Annotated in this window: 13 protein-coding genes; 11 read left to right on the top strand and 2 right to left on the bottom strand. The window is 68.7% G+C overall.

The features are described from left to right. The first annotated feature begins 256 nt into the window (after positions 1-256). From glgA to glgX, 7 genes are read left to right on the top strand one after another with little or no spacing between them, the layout of a single operon-like run. The gene (glgA, locus tag AC5P5S_RS11120; RefSeq protein ID WP_080354138.1) at positions 257-1,783 is read left to right on the top strand and encodes a glycogen synthase GlgA; all 1,527 of its coding nucleotides are present in this window, start codon (positions 257-259) and stop codon (positions 1,781-1,783) included. After that, positions 1,780-4,017, top strand: a complete 2,238-nt coding sequence (locus AC5P5S_RS11115; RefSeq protein ID WP_062606543.1) for a 1,4-alpha-glucan branching enzyme — start codon at positions 1,780-1,782, stop codon at positions 4,015-4,017. Before glgA ends, AC5P5S_RS11115 begins: the two co-directional genes overlap by 4 nt. Further along, positions 4,014-5,732, top strand: coding sequence for a malto-oligosyltrehalose trehalohydrolase (gene treZ, locus AC5P5S_RS11110; RefSeq protein ID WP_062606541.1), 1,719 nt, complete (start codon positions 4,014-4,016; stop codon positions 5,730-5,732). The genes AC5P5S_RS11115 and treZ overlap by 4 nt, the downstream gene beginning before the upstream one ends. Then, a complete protein-coding gene (locus tag AC5P5S_RS11105) occupies positions 5,729-7,573 on the top strand; it encodes a 4-alpha-glucanotransferase (protein WP_062606540.1) in 1,845 nt (614 codons plus the stop codon). Before treZ ends, AC5P5S_RS11105 begins: the two co-directional genes overlap by 4 nt. After that, a complete protein-coding gene (treY, locus tag AC5P5S_RS11100) occupies positions 7,570-10,143 on the top strand; it encodes a malto-oligosyltrehalose synthase (protein ID WP_062606538.1) in 2,574 nt (857 codons plus the stop codon). Before AC5P5S_RS11105 ends, treY begins: the two co-directional genes overlap by 4 nt. Then, positions 10,112-10,282: a DUF2934 domain-containing protein gene (locus AC5P5S_RS11095; RefSeq protein WP_081113754.1), complete on the top strand. Its 171-nt coding sequence runs from the start codon at positions 10,112-10,114 to the stop codon at positions 10,280-10,282. Before treY ends, AC5P5S_RS11095 begins: the two co-directional genes overlap by 32 nt. Next, positions 10,269-12,389 (top strand): glycogen debranching protein GlgX, encoded by a 2,121-nt coding sequence (gene glgX / locus AC5P5S_RS11090; RefSeq protein WP_049407224.1) that lies wholly within the window; start codon positions 10,269-10,271, stop codon positions 12,387-12,389. Before AC5P5S_RS11095 ends, glgX begins: the two co-directional genes overlap by 14 nt. 52 nt (positions 12,390-12,441) lie before the next feature. Here the strand turns inward: glgX and AC5P5S_RS11085 are convergent, their stop codons facing one another. Together AC5P5S_RS11085 and AC5P5S_RS11080 are read right to left on the bottom strand one after the other, a co-directional pair. Continuing rightward, the gene (locus AC5P5S_RS11085) at positions 12,442-12,756 is read right to left on the bottom strand and encodes an AzlD family protein (RefSeq protein WP_005409898.1); all 315 of its coding nucleotides are present in this window, start codon (positions 12,754-12,756) and stop codon (positions 12,442-12,444) included. Next, positions 12,753-13,484 carry an AzlC family ABC transporter permease gene (locus AC5P5S_RS11080; protein ID WP_005409897.1) on the bottom strand — a complete coding sequence of 244 codons (732 nt, stop codon included), beginning with the start codon at positions 13,482-13,484 and terminating at the stop codon, positions 12,753-12,755. Before AC5P5S_RS11080 ends, AC5P5S_RS11085 begins: the two co-directional genes overlap by 4 nt. 127 nt (positions 13,485-13,611) lie before the next feature. On the opposite strand from AC5P5S_RS11080, the gene AC5P5S_RS11075 reads away from it, so the two are divergent. From AC5P5S_RS11075 to AC5P5S_RS11060, 4 genes are all read left to right on the top strand, one after another. Continuing rightward, positions 13,612-14,076 (top strand): Lrp/AsnC family transcriptional regulator, encoded by a 465-nt coding sequence (locus AC5P5S_RS11075; protein ID WP_005413654.1) that lies wholly within the window; start codon positions 13,612-13,614, stop codon positions 14,074-14,076. Between the two features lie 626 nt (positions 14,077-14,702). Next, positions 14,703-15,383, top strand: a complete 681-nt coding sequence (locus tag AC5P5S_RS11070; protein WP_062606536.1) for a TonB C-terminal domain-containing protein — start codon at positions 14,703-14,705, stop codon at positions 15,381-15,383. 16 nt (positions 15,384-15,399) lie between these two features. Beyond that, positions 15,400-15,930, top strand: a complete 531-nt coding sequence (locus AC5P5S_RS11065) for an RNA polymerase sigma factor (protein ID WP_062606577.1) — start codon at positions 15,400-15,402, stop codon at positions 15,928-15,930. 69 nt (positions 15,931-15,999) lie between these two features. Then, positions 16,000-16,980, top strand: coding sequence for a FecR family protein (locus AC5P5S_RS11060; RefSeq protein WP_062606534.1), 981 nt, complete (start codon positions 16,000-16,002; stop codon positions 16,978-16,980). The last annotated feature ends 51 nt before the right edge of the window (positions 16,981-17,031 follow it).

The following is a 17,031-nucleotide window of genomic DNA, read 5'->3' as shown; positions in this document are numbered from 1 at the left end:
CAGCCGGGCGTGGGCTCGGCCCCATCGCAGGAGACACGGGCAGGAGGCGGGCGCATGTCATGTGTACTGAGCTCATGACGTGTTGTCACAAAGAAATCGCCATGGCTTCACGGTTGATTGATCGCATGCAGGGCTATTGTCGTCCTGAGCCTCTCGCTGACGTCCCCCACGTCCTGCGTCGACTTCCTTCCCACCATCAGCGCCCGTCCGGGCGCCGCTGGCGTCCGTCTGCCTGAAATACCCGAGAGACCCTCCCATGGCCCGCGCTGTCCAGTCCGCTTCATCTGTTGTGACCTCTCCCGGTTCGCTCGTGCCGATCGGCACCCGGCGTGGCCACTCGCAGCCACTGCAGCTGCCGGAGCTGGTACAGCGTGTGTTGTTCGTCGCGACCGAGATGGCCGACTTCATCAAGGCCGGGGGCCTGGGCGACGTGGCCGCAGCCCTGCCGCGTGCGGTACGCGGCGCCTGTGATTCGCGCGTGCTGCTGCCCGGCTACCCGGAGGTACTGCAGCGCCTGCCACAGCTGCAGCGGGTGGGACAGGTCAGCGCGAGGGCGGGCCTGCCTGCGTGCGGGATCGGCATGGCAGTGCAGGCAGACGGCCTTCCGATCTACGTGCTGCTCTCGCCAGAGCTGTACGAGCGCGAAGGTTCGCCATACGTCGATGGGCAGGGCCAGGAGTGGAAGGACAACGCGGTTCGCTTCGCCACGCTCTCACACGCGGCGGCGGAGATTGCGGCCGGGCGTGCCGGGCTGGACTGGTCGCCGCAGCTGCTGCACCTGAATGATTGGCCTGTGGCCATGGCGGCAGCCTACGTGCGTTGGGACCGGACCACCGTGCCGACCCTGCTGACCATCCACAACCTGGCTTACCAGGGGCTGTTTCCGTATGCGCTTGCACCTGTGCTGGGCGTGCCGGTCGAACACCTGGATGAACTGCACTTCCACGGGCAGATGTCGTTCCTGCAGGGTGGCATCACCAATGCCACGCGGCTGAACACGGTCAGCCTGCGCTACGCGCAGCAGATCACCGCCCCGGATGACGGCTGCGGGCTGCATGACCTGTTGGCGCGCCGGGCGGCCGGCGGACACCTGAGTGGCATCGTCAACGGCATCGACGCCAGTTGGGATCCACGCCGCGACATCCACCTCAAGGCCCATTTCGGCATCGGCGAATGGACCGGGCGCGCCACCAATGCGCACGCGGTGCGCAGTGCATTCGGCCTGGCGCCCTCGGCCGGCCCGCTGTTCGCGGTGGTCTCCCGCCTGGTGCACCAGAAAGGCCTGGACATCACATGCGACGTGGCGCCGCAGATCGTGGCGGCCGGCGGCCAGCTGGTCATCATCGGTGGCGGCGAGCCGCAGGTGGAAGCGCAGGTGCAGGCGCTGGCCCGGCGCTACCCCGGACGGGTGGGCGCATTCATCGGCTTCGAAGAGGCGCTGGCCCGCCAGATGTTTGCCGGCGCCGACTTCCTGCTGATGCCTTCGCGTTTCGAACCCTGTGGGTTGAGCCAGATGTACGCGCAGCGCTTCGGCTGCCTGCCCATCGCACACGCGACCGGCGGGCTGGTCGATACCGTCGAGGATGGCGTGACCGGATTCCTGTTCCACGGCGCCAATGCCGATGGCCTGCGCCGCTGCGTGGAACGGGCGATGCGCACCTTCCGCCTGCCCGGCCTGCTGCAGGCCATGCGCCGCGCCGCCATGCTGCGGCCGGGTGGCTGGGACGCGGCCGGACGCGCGTATCTGGCCCTGTACCAGCAGACCTGCCAGGTGGCCGCATGAGCCACGACAGCCTGCAGCCGGTCGCCCTCGAGGACGACTCCATGGCAACTGCCGGACGGGAGGAGGGCGTGGTGGCTCCGGTCCTGGACGACCTGGTTCATGCACGGCCGGCCGATGCGTTTGCCTGGCTCGGGCCGCACCAACAGCCCGATGGCCAGCGCCAGCTGCGCGTTCTGGTGCCCCACGCGCGTCGCGTGGAGGTGATTGCGGGCCCGGAGCGGCGCTGGGATCTGCAACCGGGCCCCTTGCCCGGCCTGTTCGAAGGTGCAGCAGGTGAAGCGCCCGTGCCGCTGCTCGCCCTGCATTTCGAGCAGGGTGTGGAGCAGGTGCACGATGCCTATTCCTTCGGTCCGCTGCTGGATGAGGCGCTGCTGCAGCATTTCCATGCCGGTGACGCTGACGCAGCGCGCCAGTTGGGCGCAGTAGCGATGCAGGTACAGGGTATCGACGGCGTGCGCTTCGCGGTGTGGGCCCCCAACGCACGAAGGGTTGCCGTGGTCGGCGATTTCAACGGGTGGGATGGCCGGCGCCATCCGATGCGGCTGCGCCATACCGCTGGCGTGTGGGAGCTGTTCCTGCCTGGCGTGCAGGCCGGTGCCCGCTACAAATTCCGCATCGTCGGCGCCGACGGCCGGGTGATGCCCGACAAGTTCGATCCGATGGCGCGCTGGGCCGAGCTGCCACCGGCCACCGCCTCGCGGGTGCCTTCGGCAGCGCCGATGCAGTGGCACGATGACGCATGGTTGGCGGCGCGGCGGCAGGCCGGAACCTGCACGCCGCTGTCCATCTACGAAGTGCATGCGGGCTCCTGGCAGCGCAGCGACGATGGTTCGCCGCTGGACTGGGATGCCCTGGCCGACCGGTTGATTCCGTACGTGGCAGCGCTTGGCTTCACCCACATCGAGCTGCTGCCAGTCAGCGAGCATCCCTTTGGCGGTTCCTGGGGCTATCAGCCACTGGGGATCTACGCGCCGACGGCGCGCCATGGCACGCCACAGGCCTTCGCGCGCTTCGTGGACCGCTGCCATCAGGCCGGCATCGGGGTGATCGTGGACTGGGTGAGCGCGCACTTCCCGAACGATGCGCATGGGCTGGCCGGGTTCGATAGCACCGCGCTGTACGAGCATGCCGACCCGCGTGAAGGGGTGCACGCCGACTGGGACACGCTGATCTACAACTATGGCCGCAACGAAGTGGCTGCCTACCTGATCGGCAGTGCGCTGGAGTGGGTGGAGCGCTTCCATATCGACGGCCTACGCGTGGACGCCGTGGCGTCGATGCTGTACCGGGACTACAGCCGTGCCGAGGGGGAGTGGATACCCAACGAGCAGGGCGGACGCGAGAACCTGCAGGCGGTCGCTTTTCTACGGCGGATGAACCAGACGCTGAGGGAGCGCTTCCCGGACGTGCTGGTGATCGCCGAGGAATCCACCGCATGGCCAGGGGTGACCGCGCCGGTGGAGCAGGGCGGGCTTGGTTTCACCCACAAATGGAACATGGGCTGGATGCATGACACCCTGCAGTACCTCGGGCGCGATCCGGTTCATCGCCAGCATCACCATAGTGAGATCAGCTTCGGCCTGGTCTACGCCTTCTCCGAACGGTTCGTGCTTCCGCTTTCGCATGACGAGGTGGTGCACGGCAAGGGAGCGCTGCTGGCCAAGATGGCGGGCGAGCCGGCGCAGCGGCTGGCCCAGCTCCGCGCGTACTACGGTTTCATGTGGGCGCACCCGGGCAGCAAACTGCTGTTCATGGGCGGCGAGTTCGGCCAGGGACAGGAGTGGTCGCACGATGCGGCACTGGACTGGGCACGGGCGGCCAGCAACGAGGGCCAGGGCCTGTCGCGCCTGGTGGGCGACCTCAATGCCGTGCTGCGCTCCGAACCCGCGTTGCACCGCGACGAACGCGACGAACGCGGTTTCGACTGGAGCGTGGCCGACGACAGCCGCAACAGCGTCTACGCCTTCATCCGCCGGGATCCGGCCGGTAGCGGCCGCACCCTTCTGGTAGTGAGCAACTTCACTCCGGTACGTCGCGACGGCTACCGGGTCGGTGTGCCGCAACCGGGGTGTTGGAGCGAACGGCTCAACACCGACAGCGGTTACTACGGTGGCGGCAACGCGGGAAACCTCGGCGCAGTGCATACCGAGCCGAGGCCGATGCATGGTCACGCGCAGTCGCTGCGGCTCACACTGCCGCCGCTGTCCACGCTGTACCTGCAGGTTGATGCATGACCGCAGTGGCGCCGCGCCTGGGCGCATGGCCGGTGGCCGGTGAAGGTGTCGAGTTCCGCGTGTGGGCACCGGACGCAAGCACCGTGGCGCTGTGCCTGCAGGGCGTGCTGCGGCCGATGCACCGCGACCCGGACGGCTGCCACTGGCTGCGGACACAGGCGTCGCATGGTGACCGCTACCGGTTCCGCCTGCCGTCCGGCCAGGACGTGCCCGACCCGGCCTCGCGCTGGCAGCCGGACGGCATCGACGGCGACAGCGCGGTGGTGCTGGATACGGAGGCAGCGCGGCCTGCCTGGCACGGGCATGCCTGGCAGGACCTGGTGATCTATGAAGTGCACATCGAGGCCGGCGGCGGGTTCGCGGCGTTGACCGCGCAGCTGCCGATGCTGGCGGCCCTGGGCATCACCGCCATTGAACTGATGCCGGTCGCGCAGTTTCCCGGTGGCCGCAACTGGGGCTACGACGGCGTGTTCCCGTATGCGCCGGCCCATGCCTACGGCGGGCCGGCAGCGCTGAGGACCTTCATCGAGGCGGCGCACGATGCAGGGCTGTCGGTGCTGCTGGATGTGGTCTACAACCACTTCGGACCGCAGGGCAACCACCTGCGCGACTACGCGCGCGGGTTCTTCCGTGACGATCGCAGCACGCCGTGGGGCGAGGCCATCGACTTCCGCCAGCCCTGGGTGCGGCGCTTCTTCATCGACAACGCGCTGATGTGGTTGCGCGACTACGGCTTCGATGGCCTGCGCCTGGACGCGGTGCACGCCATTGACGATGACCGTTTCCTGCAGCAGCTGGCCGATGAGGTACGTGCGGTGGCCCCGCACGCGCACCTGGTGCTGGAGAACGAGCGCAACCAGGCGCGGTGGCTGCGCGGCGCTTACCAGGGGCAGTGGAACGACGACTTCCACAACGCGCTGCATGTAATGCTGACCGGCGAGCAGGAAGGCTATTACGCGGCCTATGCCGGGCGCGCCGAAGCACTCCTGGCGCGCTGCCTGGCCGAGGGATTCGCCTGGCAGGGCGAACCGGACCTGCGCGGCGATCCCCGCGGCGAACCCAGCGCCGACCTGTCGCCCGCGCGTTTTGTGGTATTCGCGCAGAACCACGACCAGGTGGGCAACCGCGCTTTCGGCGAGCGCCTGTCGATGCTGACCGATCCTGCCCCGCTGCGCGCGGCGCTGGCCCTGACCCTGCTGACGCCGATGATCCCGCTGCTGTTCATGGGCGAACCGTGGCAGGCGCAATCGCCCTTCCTGTTCTTCACCGACTACGCGCCACCGCTGGACGACGCCGTGCGCGAGGGACGTCGCCGCGAATTCGCGGGTTTCAGCGCCTTTGCCGATGTCGCCTCGCGCGCGCGCATTCCGGACCCGAACGATGCGGCGACCCTGCAGGCCTCGTACACACTGCCACCCGGCGATGATCCCTGGTCGCAGCACTGGCTGCGCTGCACGGGTGAGTTCCTCGGCCTGCGCAGGCGCTATCTGCAGCCGGGCCTGCTGCAGGCGCGGTCGCTGGGCGCGCGCGTGCTGGGCCAGGGCGCGGTGCAGGCGGGCTGGCAGTTGCCATCGGGCCAGTGGTGGATCGCGATCAACGTGGGTCCGTCGCCGGTGGCCCACGCGATGCCGGCCGGCGAGTGCGTCGTGGGGCCGGATGCGGCCGCGATGCTGCCGGCAGGCGGCGGTGCGCTTGCGCGCTGGATCGCCGCATGAATACGGATGTGGCGGTGCGGGAGGCGGCTCGCCGTGCGGGCCTGCTGGTCCGCTGGACCGACGTGGCCGGAGCAGAGCGCGAGGTTGCGCCCGACGTGCTGCGCGCCGTGCTGTCGGAGTTCGCGTGCGACGGTGTGCCGGTGGCCCACCCGTTGCTCACCGCCTGCTGTGGTCAGCTCCTGGCCATGCCTGAGGCAACGGGCGCGGCGTGCTGGGTGGACGAGCAGGGCACAGCGTTGCCTGCACGTGCGGATGCGCAAGGGCGCTGGCGGGTTCCGGATCAGCCAGGCTATTGGCAGTGGCGCCAGGGCGGGCAGCAACAGGCGGTTGCGGTGGCACCGCAGCGTGCCTGGTGGCCGCAGGGCCTGCTGCGCGGTTGGGGTCTGTCGGCGCAGGTCTACAGCCTGCGCGCGCCCGATGATGCCGGCATCGGTGACAGCGCCGGCTGTGCGCGGTGGCGCGAGCTGCTGCACCGTCACGGCGGCGATGCACTGGCGTTGAGTCCGCTGCACGCCGGCCTGCCACCGGGTCCGGGCTACAGTCCTTACTCACCCAGCGACCGGCGCTGGCTTGACCCGCTGCAGGTGTCGCTGCCGCAGGTTTTGCCGGAGGCCGCCAGCAGCGTGTTGCGCGAGGACGAAGCACTGGCGATGGCCGTTGAAGCGGCTACCGCAACACGCCGCATCGACTGGCCGCACTCGGCGGCAGTGAAGTGGCGCTGGCTGCGCCAAGGGCGCCAATGGCTGCGGCAGCAGGCGCCGGCACAGTACGAACAGTTGCAGACGTGGTGCGATGCGCAGGGCGAACCCCTGCTGCAGTATTGCGAGCACGCCGCCGACCGCTTCACTGGAAGCGCCGACGACCATGCGTTTGCGCAGTGGTTGGCGCGGCAAGGCTGGGCGCAGGTGCAGGCGGGACTGCGCAGCGACGGCGCGTCGATCGGACTGATCGCGGATCTGGCAGTGGGTTGCGCACCGCAGGGCGTCGAGGCCCGGACCGGCGGCGACCGCCTGCTGCAGGGCCTCGAGCTGGGCGCGCCGCCGGATGCGTTCAATCCGCTGGGCCAGGCCTGGGGTATCACCAGCTGGTCACCCTCTGCGTTGCAGCGTGAGGGGTTTGAACCGTTCATCCGCGTGTTGCGCGCCGTGATGGCGGGTCGCGGTGGATTGCGCATCGACCACATCCTGGGCCTGCAGCGGCTGTGGGTGCTGCCTCGTGGCGCAGGCGCCGGGCAGGGGGTGTACCTGCGCTATCCGTTCGATGATCTGATCAACCTGCTGGTGCTGGAATCGTGGCGCCATCGCTGCGTGCTGATCGGTGAGGACCTTGGGGTGGTTCCTCCGGGTATCCGCCAGCGACTGGCAGCCCGTGGCGTGCTGGGGCTGGAGGTGCTGCCGTTCGCCCGCAACGGTGAGCGCTTCCTGCCGGCGCCACGGTGGCGCCGCGATGCGGTGGCCATGCCCTCCACCCATGATCTGCCGCCGCTGGCCGGCTGGCTGCGTGGGCGCGACCTGCGCTGGCGTGCACGCCTGGGTGAGCTGACCGAGCTTGCCGCGGCGCTGCACGCGCGTGCCAGCGAGGTACAGGCGCTGTCCGCAGTCGCCCGGGGCGAGGGCGCGACGCTGGAAGCGCGTGCGCTGTCACTGGTGGCGCACGCACCTTCACGGCTGGCGCTGCTCCCGCTGGAAGATGCGCTGGGCAGCCGCGCGCAGGTGAACCTGCCGGGTACCGTCAACGGTCACCCGAACTGGCGCCGACGCTTGCCGCTTGCGTGGGATCCGGACGCGGCCGACGCGCGCATTGCCCGATTCAGCGCCACGCGACGCAAGGCGGGACGATGACCCGGTTGCGTGCCACCGCACGCCTGCAGCTGCATGCAGGCTTCAACTTCGAGGCCGCTGCGGCGCAGCTGCCGTACTACGCCGCGCTGGGCGTCAGCCACCTTTACCTGTCGCCGATCAGCGCTGCGATGCCAGGGTCCATGCATGGCTACGATGGCATCGACCCGGCCCGCATCAATCCGGAACTGGGCGGCGAAGAAGCCTTCCAGCGGCTGGCGACAGCGGCGCGTGCGCATGGCATGGGCCTGATCCTGGACATCGTACCCAACCATCTTGCGGCATCCCCGCAGACGCCCTGGTGGAACGATGTGCTGCTGCACGGGTGCAGAAGTCCCCATGCCGGATGGTTCGACATTGACTGGGAGGCACCGGGCTGCGAGGGCCGGCTCTGGCTGCCTGTGCTGGACCGGCCACTGCACGACGCCGTGCGCGATGGCGTGTTGCGCGTAGCAGTGGACGATGAGCGGCCGACGCTGCGTCATCACGGGCTGGCATTGCCGTTGTCTCCGCGCAGCCATCCGCTGGCACCCGCGCAGTGGCCGGCATGGGCGGCACGCTGCAACCGCAGCGTCGAACGGTTGCACACGCTGCTGCAGCGGCAGCACTACCGGCTGGCTTGGTGGCGCACGGCGGGCGATCAGGTGAACTACCGGCGCTTCTTCGACATCAACGAACTGGCTGCACTGCGGGTGGAGCGCGACGATGTGTTCGCGGCGGTGCATGCGCTGCCGTTGCGGCTGGTGCGTGCGGGGTGGGTTGACGGCCTGCGCATTGACCATGTGGATGGCCTGTCGTCACCCGGGCCGTACCTGCAACACCTGCGTGCGGCGCTCGACGCGGCCTGCGCGGCAGGCGGTCGCGACCCACAGGCAGTGAGCGTGCATGTGGAGAAGATACTGGCGGAGGACGAACAGCTGCCCGATGGCTGGGCCTGCGCCGGCACGACGGGCTATGACTTCATGGACCAGGTTGGCGCCTGGCTGCATGATCCGGCTGCTGCACCCGCGCTCTCCCGCACCTGGCAAGCAGCGAGTGGCGACGCGCGCAGCTTTGACGACTTGCAGCAGGATGCCCGCGGCATGCTGCTGCGCACGTCGCTTCACGCCGACTTCCAGCGACTGCTGCGCAGCGCGCAGCGGGTCCTGCAGCCCCGGCTGGCCGAAGCCGATATCGGAGCCGCTGCGCTGGCCCGTGCATTGGCCGCGCTGCTGCGGCACTACCGTACCTACCGCCCCTATTCGCTGCAGGATGCGGGTGAACGGAAGGCCTTGGTGGACGCTGCCGTGGCAGCACGCGAGGCACTGGACGGTACGGCACACGCGGCACTGGATCTGCTGCTGCGGGCACTTCCCGGCGAGGCGGAGGCCGAGCGCGCGCTGCGGGTGAGATTCGGGCAATTGGCCGCGCCGTTGAATGCCAAGTCGGTGGAGGACACAGGCTTCTATCGTTACTTCAGGCTGCTGTCGCGCAACGAAGTCGGAAGTGATCCGCAGCGGCTGGGCATGGAGGGACGCGAGCTGCTGGAACACGCAATGGGACGCCTGCAGCGCCATCCGCGGGCATTGCTTGCGCTGGCGACCCACGATCACAAGCGCGGGGCCGACAGCCGGGTGCGGCTGGCGGTTCTCAGCACCTGCACGGTCGAGTGGCGGGAGGCCGTGCGGCGCTGGAGCCGGATGTCGACCCGCGCGGGCGCGTCGATGCCGTTGCCGGGTGCCGAGGCCTATGCGCTGTGGCAGGCGCTCGTGGCCGCGTGGCCGATGCACGGTAACCCGGGCGCCGACTTCGCATCGAGGATGGTGCAATGGCTGACCAAGGCGTTGCGCGAGGGCAAACGGGTCAGCAGCTGGTCCGATCCCAACGTGGCGGTGGAGGAGGCCGCCGCGCAGTGGCTGCACGCACTGCTGGATGGAGCGCCATTGCAGCCGGTGCGGGAGGCGCTGGCGACGTTCGTGGCGCGCATTGCGCCGGCCGGCGCCTGCAACGGCCTGGCACAGCTGTGCCTGCAGCACTGCCTGCCCGGCGTGCCCGACCTCTACCAGGGCGGAGAAGGCTGGGACCTGAGCCTGGTGGACCCGGACAACCGGCGTGCCGTGGACTATCCAGTGCGGCAGGCGTGGCTGCGCGATACGCGCGGTTGGCCCGCCCTGCTGGAGGACTGGCGGGACGGTGGCATCAAGGCATTTCTGCTCAGGCGCTTGCTGGAGTGCCGCCGCAGGCACCCGCAGCTGTTCCTGCACGGCCAACTGCAGGCGCTGTCCTCACCGGCCCGTTCGCCCTGGCTGGCATTCGCGCGCAGGCATCAGGCGCAGGTGCTGCTGATGATCGTGCGGCGTGGTTCGCCCACCGCCGTGCCCGGGCCCGGCCTGCACGCAGCACACGACGTCGGCACTGGCGTGATGCTGCACGGGCTGCCGACAGGCCCCATGCGCAACCTGCTGGACGGGCGCATCGAACATTTCAAGGCAACCGAGGACGCGGCACGGCTTCTGGCTGGCAGCCCGTTGGCGGTATGGATCAACGAGGAGACGGACAGGAATGGACAGCAGGGAACGACGGCAGCGGATTGAGGCATTGGCCCACCAGATATGGGAAGCGGAAGGACGGCCGGACGACCAGCAGCAGCGGCATTGGCACATGGCCGAGCGCCTGGTGGAAGCCGAGATTGCCGCTGCCCGCGACGAGGAGGGAACCCATGGCCAGCCGTAAGTGGACGCAGACCTCGCGGGTGCGCGAAGGCCGGCCGTTCCCGCTGGGGGCGACCTGGGACGGCTTGGGTGTGAACTTCGCGCTGTACTCTCGGCACGCCACCCGGGTGGAACTCTGCCTGTTCGACGCGCGCAACCGTGAAGTCGAGCGTATCGCGCTGCCCGAGTACACCAACGAGATCTGGCACGGCTACCTGCCGGACGTGCGGCCCGGGCAACGTTACGGCTACCGGGTGCACGGCCCGTATGCCCCGGAAGAGGGCCATCGCTTCAATCCCAACAAGCTGCTGCTGGACCCCTACGCCAAGCAGATCGTCGGCGAACTGAAGTGGGCCCCACACCTGTTCGGCTACACCCTGGGTCACCGCGATGGCGATCTCAGTTTCGACCGCCGCGACAGCGCCGGTTACATGCCACGCTGTGCCGTGATCGATCCGGCCTTCAGCTGGGGCGTCGAGCGTGCACCTGCCACGCCCTGGGACCGGACCGTGATCTACGAAGCCCACGTGCGCGGACTGACCATGCAGCATCCCGACGTCCCGCAGGCCGAGCGCGGTACCTTCTCCGCGTTGCGGCACGATGCGGTGGTCGACCACCTCAGCCATCTGGGGGTGACCGCCATCGAGCTGCTGCCGGTGCATGCCTACGTGGATGACCAGCAGCTGCTCGAGCGCGGGCTACGCAACTACTGGGGATACAACACCATCGGCTTCTTCGCGCCGCAGGCACGCTATCTGTCGCTGGGCACCGTGGCCGAGTTCAAGCAGATGGTCGCGCGCCTGCACAACGCGGGCATCGAGGTCATCCTGGACGTGGTCTACAACCACACGGCCGAAGGCAACGAGCTGGGCCCTACGCTGTCGTTCAAGGGCATCGACAACGCCAGCTACTACCGTTTGGCCGATGATCGCCGCTATTACATCAACGATACGGGTACCGGCAATACGTTCGACCTGACCAATGCCGGTGCGCTGCGCATGGTCATGGACTCCCTGCGGTATTGGGTGACCGAGATGCGGGTGGATGGGTTCCGCTTCGACCTGGCAACCATCCTCGGCCGCGAACGGCATGGCTTTGACGCCTCGGGCAGCTTCCTCGATGCGGTACGCCAGGACCCGATCCTGAGCCAGGTGAAGCTGATTGCCGAGCCATGGGACATCGGCCCGGGCGGCTACCAGCTGGGCCAGTTTCCGCCGGGCTGGGCCGAGTGGAACGACCGCTTCCGCGACACGGTGCGCGCGCTGTGGCGTGGCGATGGCGGGCAGCTGGCGGAGTTTGCCACGCGCTTCACCGGCTCGGCCGACCTGTTCGAACACCACGGCAGGCGACCGTCGGCCAGCATCAATCTGGTGACGGCGCATGATGGATTCACCCTGCACGATCTGGTCAGCTACAACGATCGCCACAACGAGGCCAACGGCGAGGACAACCGTGACGGCCACTCGCACAACCTCTCCAGCAACCACGGCGTGGAGGGAGACACCGATGATGCGGCGATCCTTTCGTTGCGTGCGCGGCAGATGCGCAACCTGCTGGCCACGCTGCTGCTGGCGCAGGGGACGCCGATGCTGCTGGCGGGCGATGAGTTCGGCCATTCGCAGCAGGGCAACAACAACGCCTACTGCCAGGACAATCCACTGAGCTGGATCGACTGGGAGCGCGCAGCATTGCCGGCTGCACAGGCGCAGGTGGCGTTCGTGCGGCGGGCGCTGTCGCTGCGCCGGCGCTACGGCCTGCTGCGCCGGAACCGGTTCCTGCGCGGCGAGTACGATGAGGCGCTGGGCCTGCGCGATATCGACTGGCGGCATCCCGATGGTCGCGGCATGGAGGAAGCGGACTGGCATGACGCAGGGCTGCGTGCGCTGCTGATCGTGCTGGACGGTCGCAGTCCGGACAGTGGCCTGCGCGAGCCCGGGCGGCATGTCAGCCTGGCCCTGCTGTTGAACGCCGGGGAGCAGCCGCAGCGGTTCTGTGTGTCAGACGACGCCCTGTCGTTCCGGCGCGTGCTCCTGCAGACCGACGAAACGCCGTTGGAGCCGGATGAGGAAGGCGCCTGGACGCTGCCGCCGCGCAGCCTGTGCCTGCTGGCGGCAAGCAGCAGCGCGTGATTGCACTGCTGCGCCACTACGGTACGCCGGGCATTGCCCGGCGTACCGGTAGCTACCCCATCAGATAGCGCAACACACCCGCCGAGACCACGCCGATCAGCACGGTCGGCAGCATCGACAGCCGCGTGGCGGCCAGCAGGGTGATCGCCAGCGCGGCCAGGTCGGCCGGCTTGTCGGCGACGAAGTCCGGGGCGATCACCGAGATCAGCACGCAGCCCGGCGCGGCTTCCATCACCGTCACTGCGCGTTTGCTCAGTGTGCGGTTGCGCAGCGCGAGGAAGCCGACGATGCGGGTCAGGTAGGTGGCGGCGGCCATCAGCACGATGGTCAGTACCGAGGTCCAGTGGATCAGGCCATTGAAGATCATGCTGCGTCCTCCGCCAGCAGCCAGGCTGCGGCCAGGCCGGCCAGTGCGCCGCTGGCCACGTACCACGCACCTGGCACCAGCAGGTAGGTAGCAGCGGCTACAGCCAGGCTGACCAGCCACGGTCGCGCGGCCTTCATGCCCTGCCACATGCCGCGCAGCAGCACCAGGAACACGGCGGGGAAGGCCATGTCGAAACCATAGGCGTGGATGTCGCCCAGCATCGGGCCAACGATCGCGCCGAGCGTGGTGCAGGCCACCCAGACCGTGTACAGGCCTGCCGATACGCCCAGGTAGTAGGCCAGGCTGAAGCCAAGCGCGCGTCTGCGCGCATCGGCCACGCCCATCGCCCAGCTTTCGTCGCACATGAAGAACAGGGCCGGCAGCACCCGGCGGCGCGGCAGGTGCTGCAGCAGCGGGGCCAGGCTGGCGCCCATCAGCAGGTGACGGCTGTTGACCAGCGCGGTGATGGCCACGATCAGTGCAATGTGCGGTGGCGAAGTCCACAGTTCGACGGCGGCGAACTCCGAGCCGCCAGCGAAGTTGAGGCCGGTCATCAGCGGTACTTCCAGTGCGCTCAGGCCCTTCTGGGCCGCCTGCGCACCGAGCACCAGGGCGAACGGAATGAAGCCGATCATCACCGGCACGGCAGCGCGCAGGCCGCGCAGGAACTCGGCACGCGGCGCGGTATCGCAGGTATCGGGCAGGGGGAGGGTGGTACGGGCGTCCATCGAACGGCACAACAAGGTGGGGGTGGCCCATGCTAGCGGTCCAATCGCGAAATCGGGTTGCGTTGATACCACTTGATTCTGGATGATTGATATTTCATGCGGTCAAAAGTGGAAGAGGTGAAATTCCATGCAGTACCAGCTGGACAACCTCGATCGGCGCATCCTCGACGCCCTGCAGCGCGACGGCCGCCTGCAGAACCTGGAGCTGGCACGCCTGGTCGGGCTGTCGCCGTCGGCCTGCCTGCGCCGGGTGCGTCTGCTGGAGGAGGGCGGCTACATCGACCGCTATGTGGCCTTGTTGAACGAGGCCAAGGTGGGCCGTGGCTTCACGGTGTTCGTGCGGGTGTGGCTGCGCGGGCAGGACGAGGACACCACCAATCATTTCATCAACAGCATCAAGTCTTTCCCGGAAGTGCTTGAATGCCATCTGATGGCCGGTGACTGCGATTTCCTGCTGCGGGTGGCGGTGGCCGACCTGGATGCCTACCGGCAGTTCCAGATGCAGCACCTGAACCGGATTGCCGGGGTGCAGAACACCAAGACCGAGATTCCGATGCAGCGGATCAAGCAGACGACCCAGCTGCCGCTTTGAGGGATGGGGTTTGCGGCCGGGTTGCACCCGGCACCCGCGGGTAGTGCCGGCCGCTGGCCGGCAACCTCAGAAGCAACAGCAACAGCAACAGCAACAGCGGGCCTGCTGAGGGATGGCGGGGTGGGTCCGGTTGCGGGGGACGCTGCAAGTACGTCCATGTAAGCTCGGTCGCGGCTTGCTCGTGTGCGCTGTCCTGCGCACACGGCAAGACCGGGGTTGGGCGTCCTGCCCAACCCGCCCGAGGCATGCCTCGGGCCCATGCGGCTCACGCCCCCGCAACCGGACCCACCCCGCCTTCGACAGATTTCCACGATCTGCCGGAACGGCATGAGCTGCTCCTGGTGGGTGTCGACCTTGGTCGACACGTTTGGGTCGGTACCGGGTCGGATCCCGTTGCTGCGCAACGGGCTCTGACCCTGTGAGCAAATGAACAGGTCTGTTCGATTCATTGATTCCTGATGCGTGACTGGCTTTACGGAGCCTGGCTCGATGCCAGGCCGTGGGCGGCGGTCATCGCAATGACATGTGGCGCCGGTACGGTTTGAGCCCGCTTGCGGGTCGCGCGCGGGCCGGGGTTCCGGTGGTGGCGCGCGTCCATTGCAGCTGCTGTCGCTGCCGAGGGTCATGTGTTCTACGTCAGGGGGCTGAATGGACACCATGCGGTCAGAATCTGGAAGGTGGCCATCGCCGCATGGCTGCTGCTGTCCTTTGCCGCTGCCGCGCAGGACGCTGTTCATGCCTACGACATCCCTGCGCAGCCGCTGGAACAGGCGGTCGAGCGCTTCAGCGTCATCAGTGGGTGGTCAGTGATGTACCCGGGTGACCTGGCCGCCGGCCGCAGCAGCCATGCGCTGCGCGGCAGCCTGGCGCCGCTGCCTGCCTTGCAGGTGCTGTTGCAGGACTCCGGTATCGAGGCCGAGGTGATCGGCGAGCAGCGCGTGGTGCTGCGCCGGGGCGCGCCCTCGGCCGCTGAATCGGGTGTTGGCGCCGAACTTCCCGAGGCCGAGCGTCGGCGTCGCTACGGCGGCCTGCAGCAGCGGTTGCGTGCGGCGTTCTGTGACGACCCGGAGATCGCGCCCGGCCGCTATGCCGCGACGCTGCGCTTCCGCATCGACGGCGCGGGCCAGGTGAGCGAGCCCGAGCTGCTGTCAGGCAGTGGCAGCGCCCGCCGCGATGCGCGCCTGCTGCAGGCACTGCAGGGCTTGGTGCTGGCGCCCGATGCCGCTGCGCTGCCGCAGCCGGTGACGCTGCAGATCCGTCCTTCCGGCACCGACCACGACTGTGGCCGGCGCGCGCCCCTTCCATGACTTCAAGGATTCGAACATGAGCAACGGTACGGCTGGGGCAATTGACCTGATGGACCACCTTCTGGGTGCCTACGATGAGCTGAAGCGCCGGCTGGTGCGCAAGCTGGGCTCGGAGGAGCTGGCCGGCGACGCGCTGCAGGACACGTGGATGCGCCTGAGCGCGCGGCGTGACCGCCTGGATGCCGTGCAGAACCCCGCGGCCTACCTGCTGCGCATGGCAATGAATACCGTGATCGACCGCCAGCGTGCAGACCACCGCCTGCTGAGCCTGGAGGAGGTGGATACGCTGATGGACATGGCCGACCCTGCACCCGGCCCGGCGCAGGCGGCCGAACTGGACTTCGCGCTGGAAGACATGGTCGGCCTGCTGCAGCGCATGCCCGAGCGCCGTCGCCGCATCCTGCTGGCGATCCGCGTCGATGGCCTGCAGCAGCGCGACGTGGCCGATCGCCTCGGTGTGTCGCTGCGGCTGGTGCAGCGTGAGCTGAAGGCGGCCCAGGACTACCTGGCCGAGCGCAGCGGGCAGGGGCGCCAGGTGCGGTTCTGAACGGCGGCATCCGTCTACACTTTGACGCCGAGCAGAACCCCGCAGCGTGCGGGTCCGGCATGAGCCCCCATGGATCCTGACGATCGCCCGCAACGCCCGCTGGATGCCGTCGAGCGTCAGGCGCACGCGTGGGTGGTGCGGCTGACCTCGGGCGAGGCAACCGCCGCCGACGGGCGCAGGTTCCGTGCGTGGTGCGAGTCGGATCCGCGTCATCGTGAGGCGTTCGGCCGTGCGCGCCGGCAATGGGAGCAGGTACGGCTGGCCGGCGAGCAGCTGCCCGCCGCCGCCCGCCAACCGGTGGCGCCGACGCCGGCCCAGCGCTGGAGCCGGCGCGCCTTCCTGGGCGCGGCGATTGCCGCCCCGGCCAGCCTGGTGGTGGTGGCGGCGATCCGCCCTCCGCTGGGATTGTGGCCCTCGGTGACGGCGATGACGGCCGATTTCCACACCGGCACCGGTGAACGGCTGCAGATCGCACCCTTGCCGCAGCTGAAGATCGAACTGGATACGCAGAGCAGCCTGCGCCGCCGCGCGGACGCGCGGGGCGAAGGCTTCGAGCTGATGCAGGGCCAGGCCGCGATCGAAACCGGGGCTGGCCTGCGCCTGGCGCTGTTCGCGGGCCCGGGTTGCGTGATTGCCGATGAAGGCGCGGTGCGCCTGGATGTGCGCAACACCCAAGGTCAGGTACGGGTGACCTGCCTGCAGGGCAGCGCCCGCATCGAGCATCCGCAGGGCCGGCTGCAGCTACAGGCGGGTCAGCAGACCCAGTACGACGAGCGCCTCAGTGGCGTGGTGGCCCAAGCCGTGGCTTCTGAGGTGAGCGCCTGGACCGAAGGCATGCTGGTGTTCCGCCGCGCACCGCTGCGTGAGGTGGTGGACGAGATCAACCGTTATCGCCGCGGCAAGGTGCTGCTGGGAGAATCGGCGTTGGCGCGCGCGCCGGTCAGCGGTCGCTTCCGTATTGATGATCCAGACGCGGCACTGGAGCAGCTGCGACTGACGATGTCGCTGGATCTGCGTCGCTTTCCGGGTGGCATTGCCGTCCTTGGATAGATGAAGACGCTGGCCCTGCGCGCCGCGCAGGGCTGTTGCAAGCGAGGAGAG

Source organism: Stenotrophomonas sp. YJH_SMC_54 (assembly GCF_059368435.1).
Note: the sequence above shows the minus strand (reverse complement) of the source record. Positions and strands in the feature narration are given on the sequence as shown.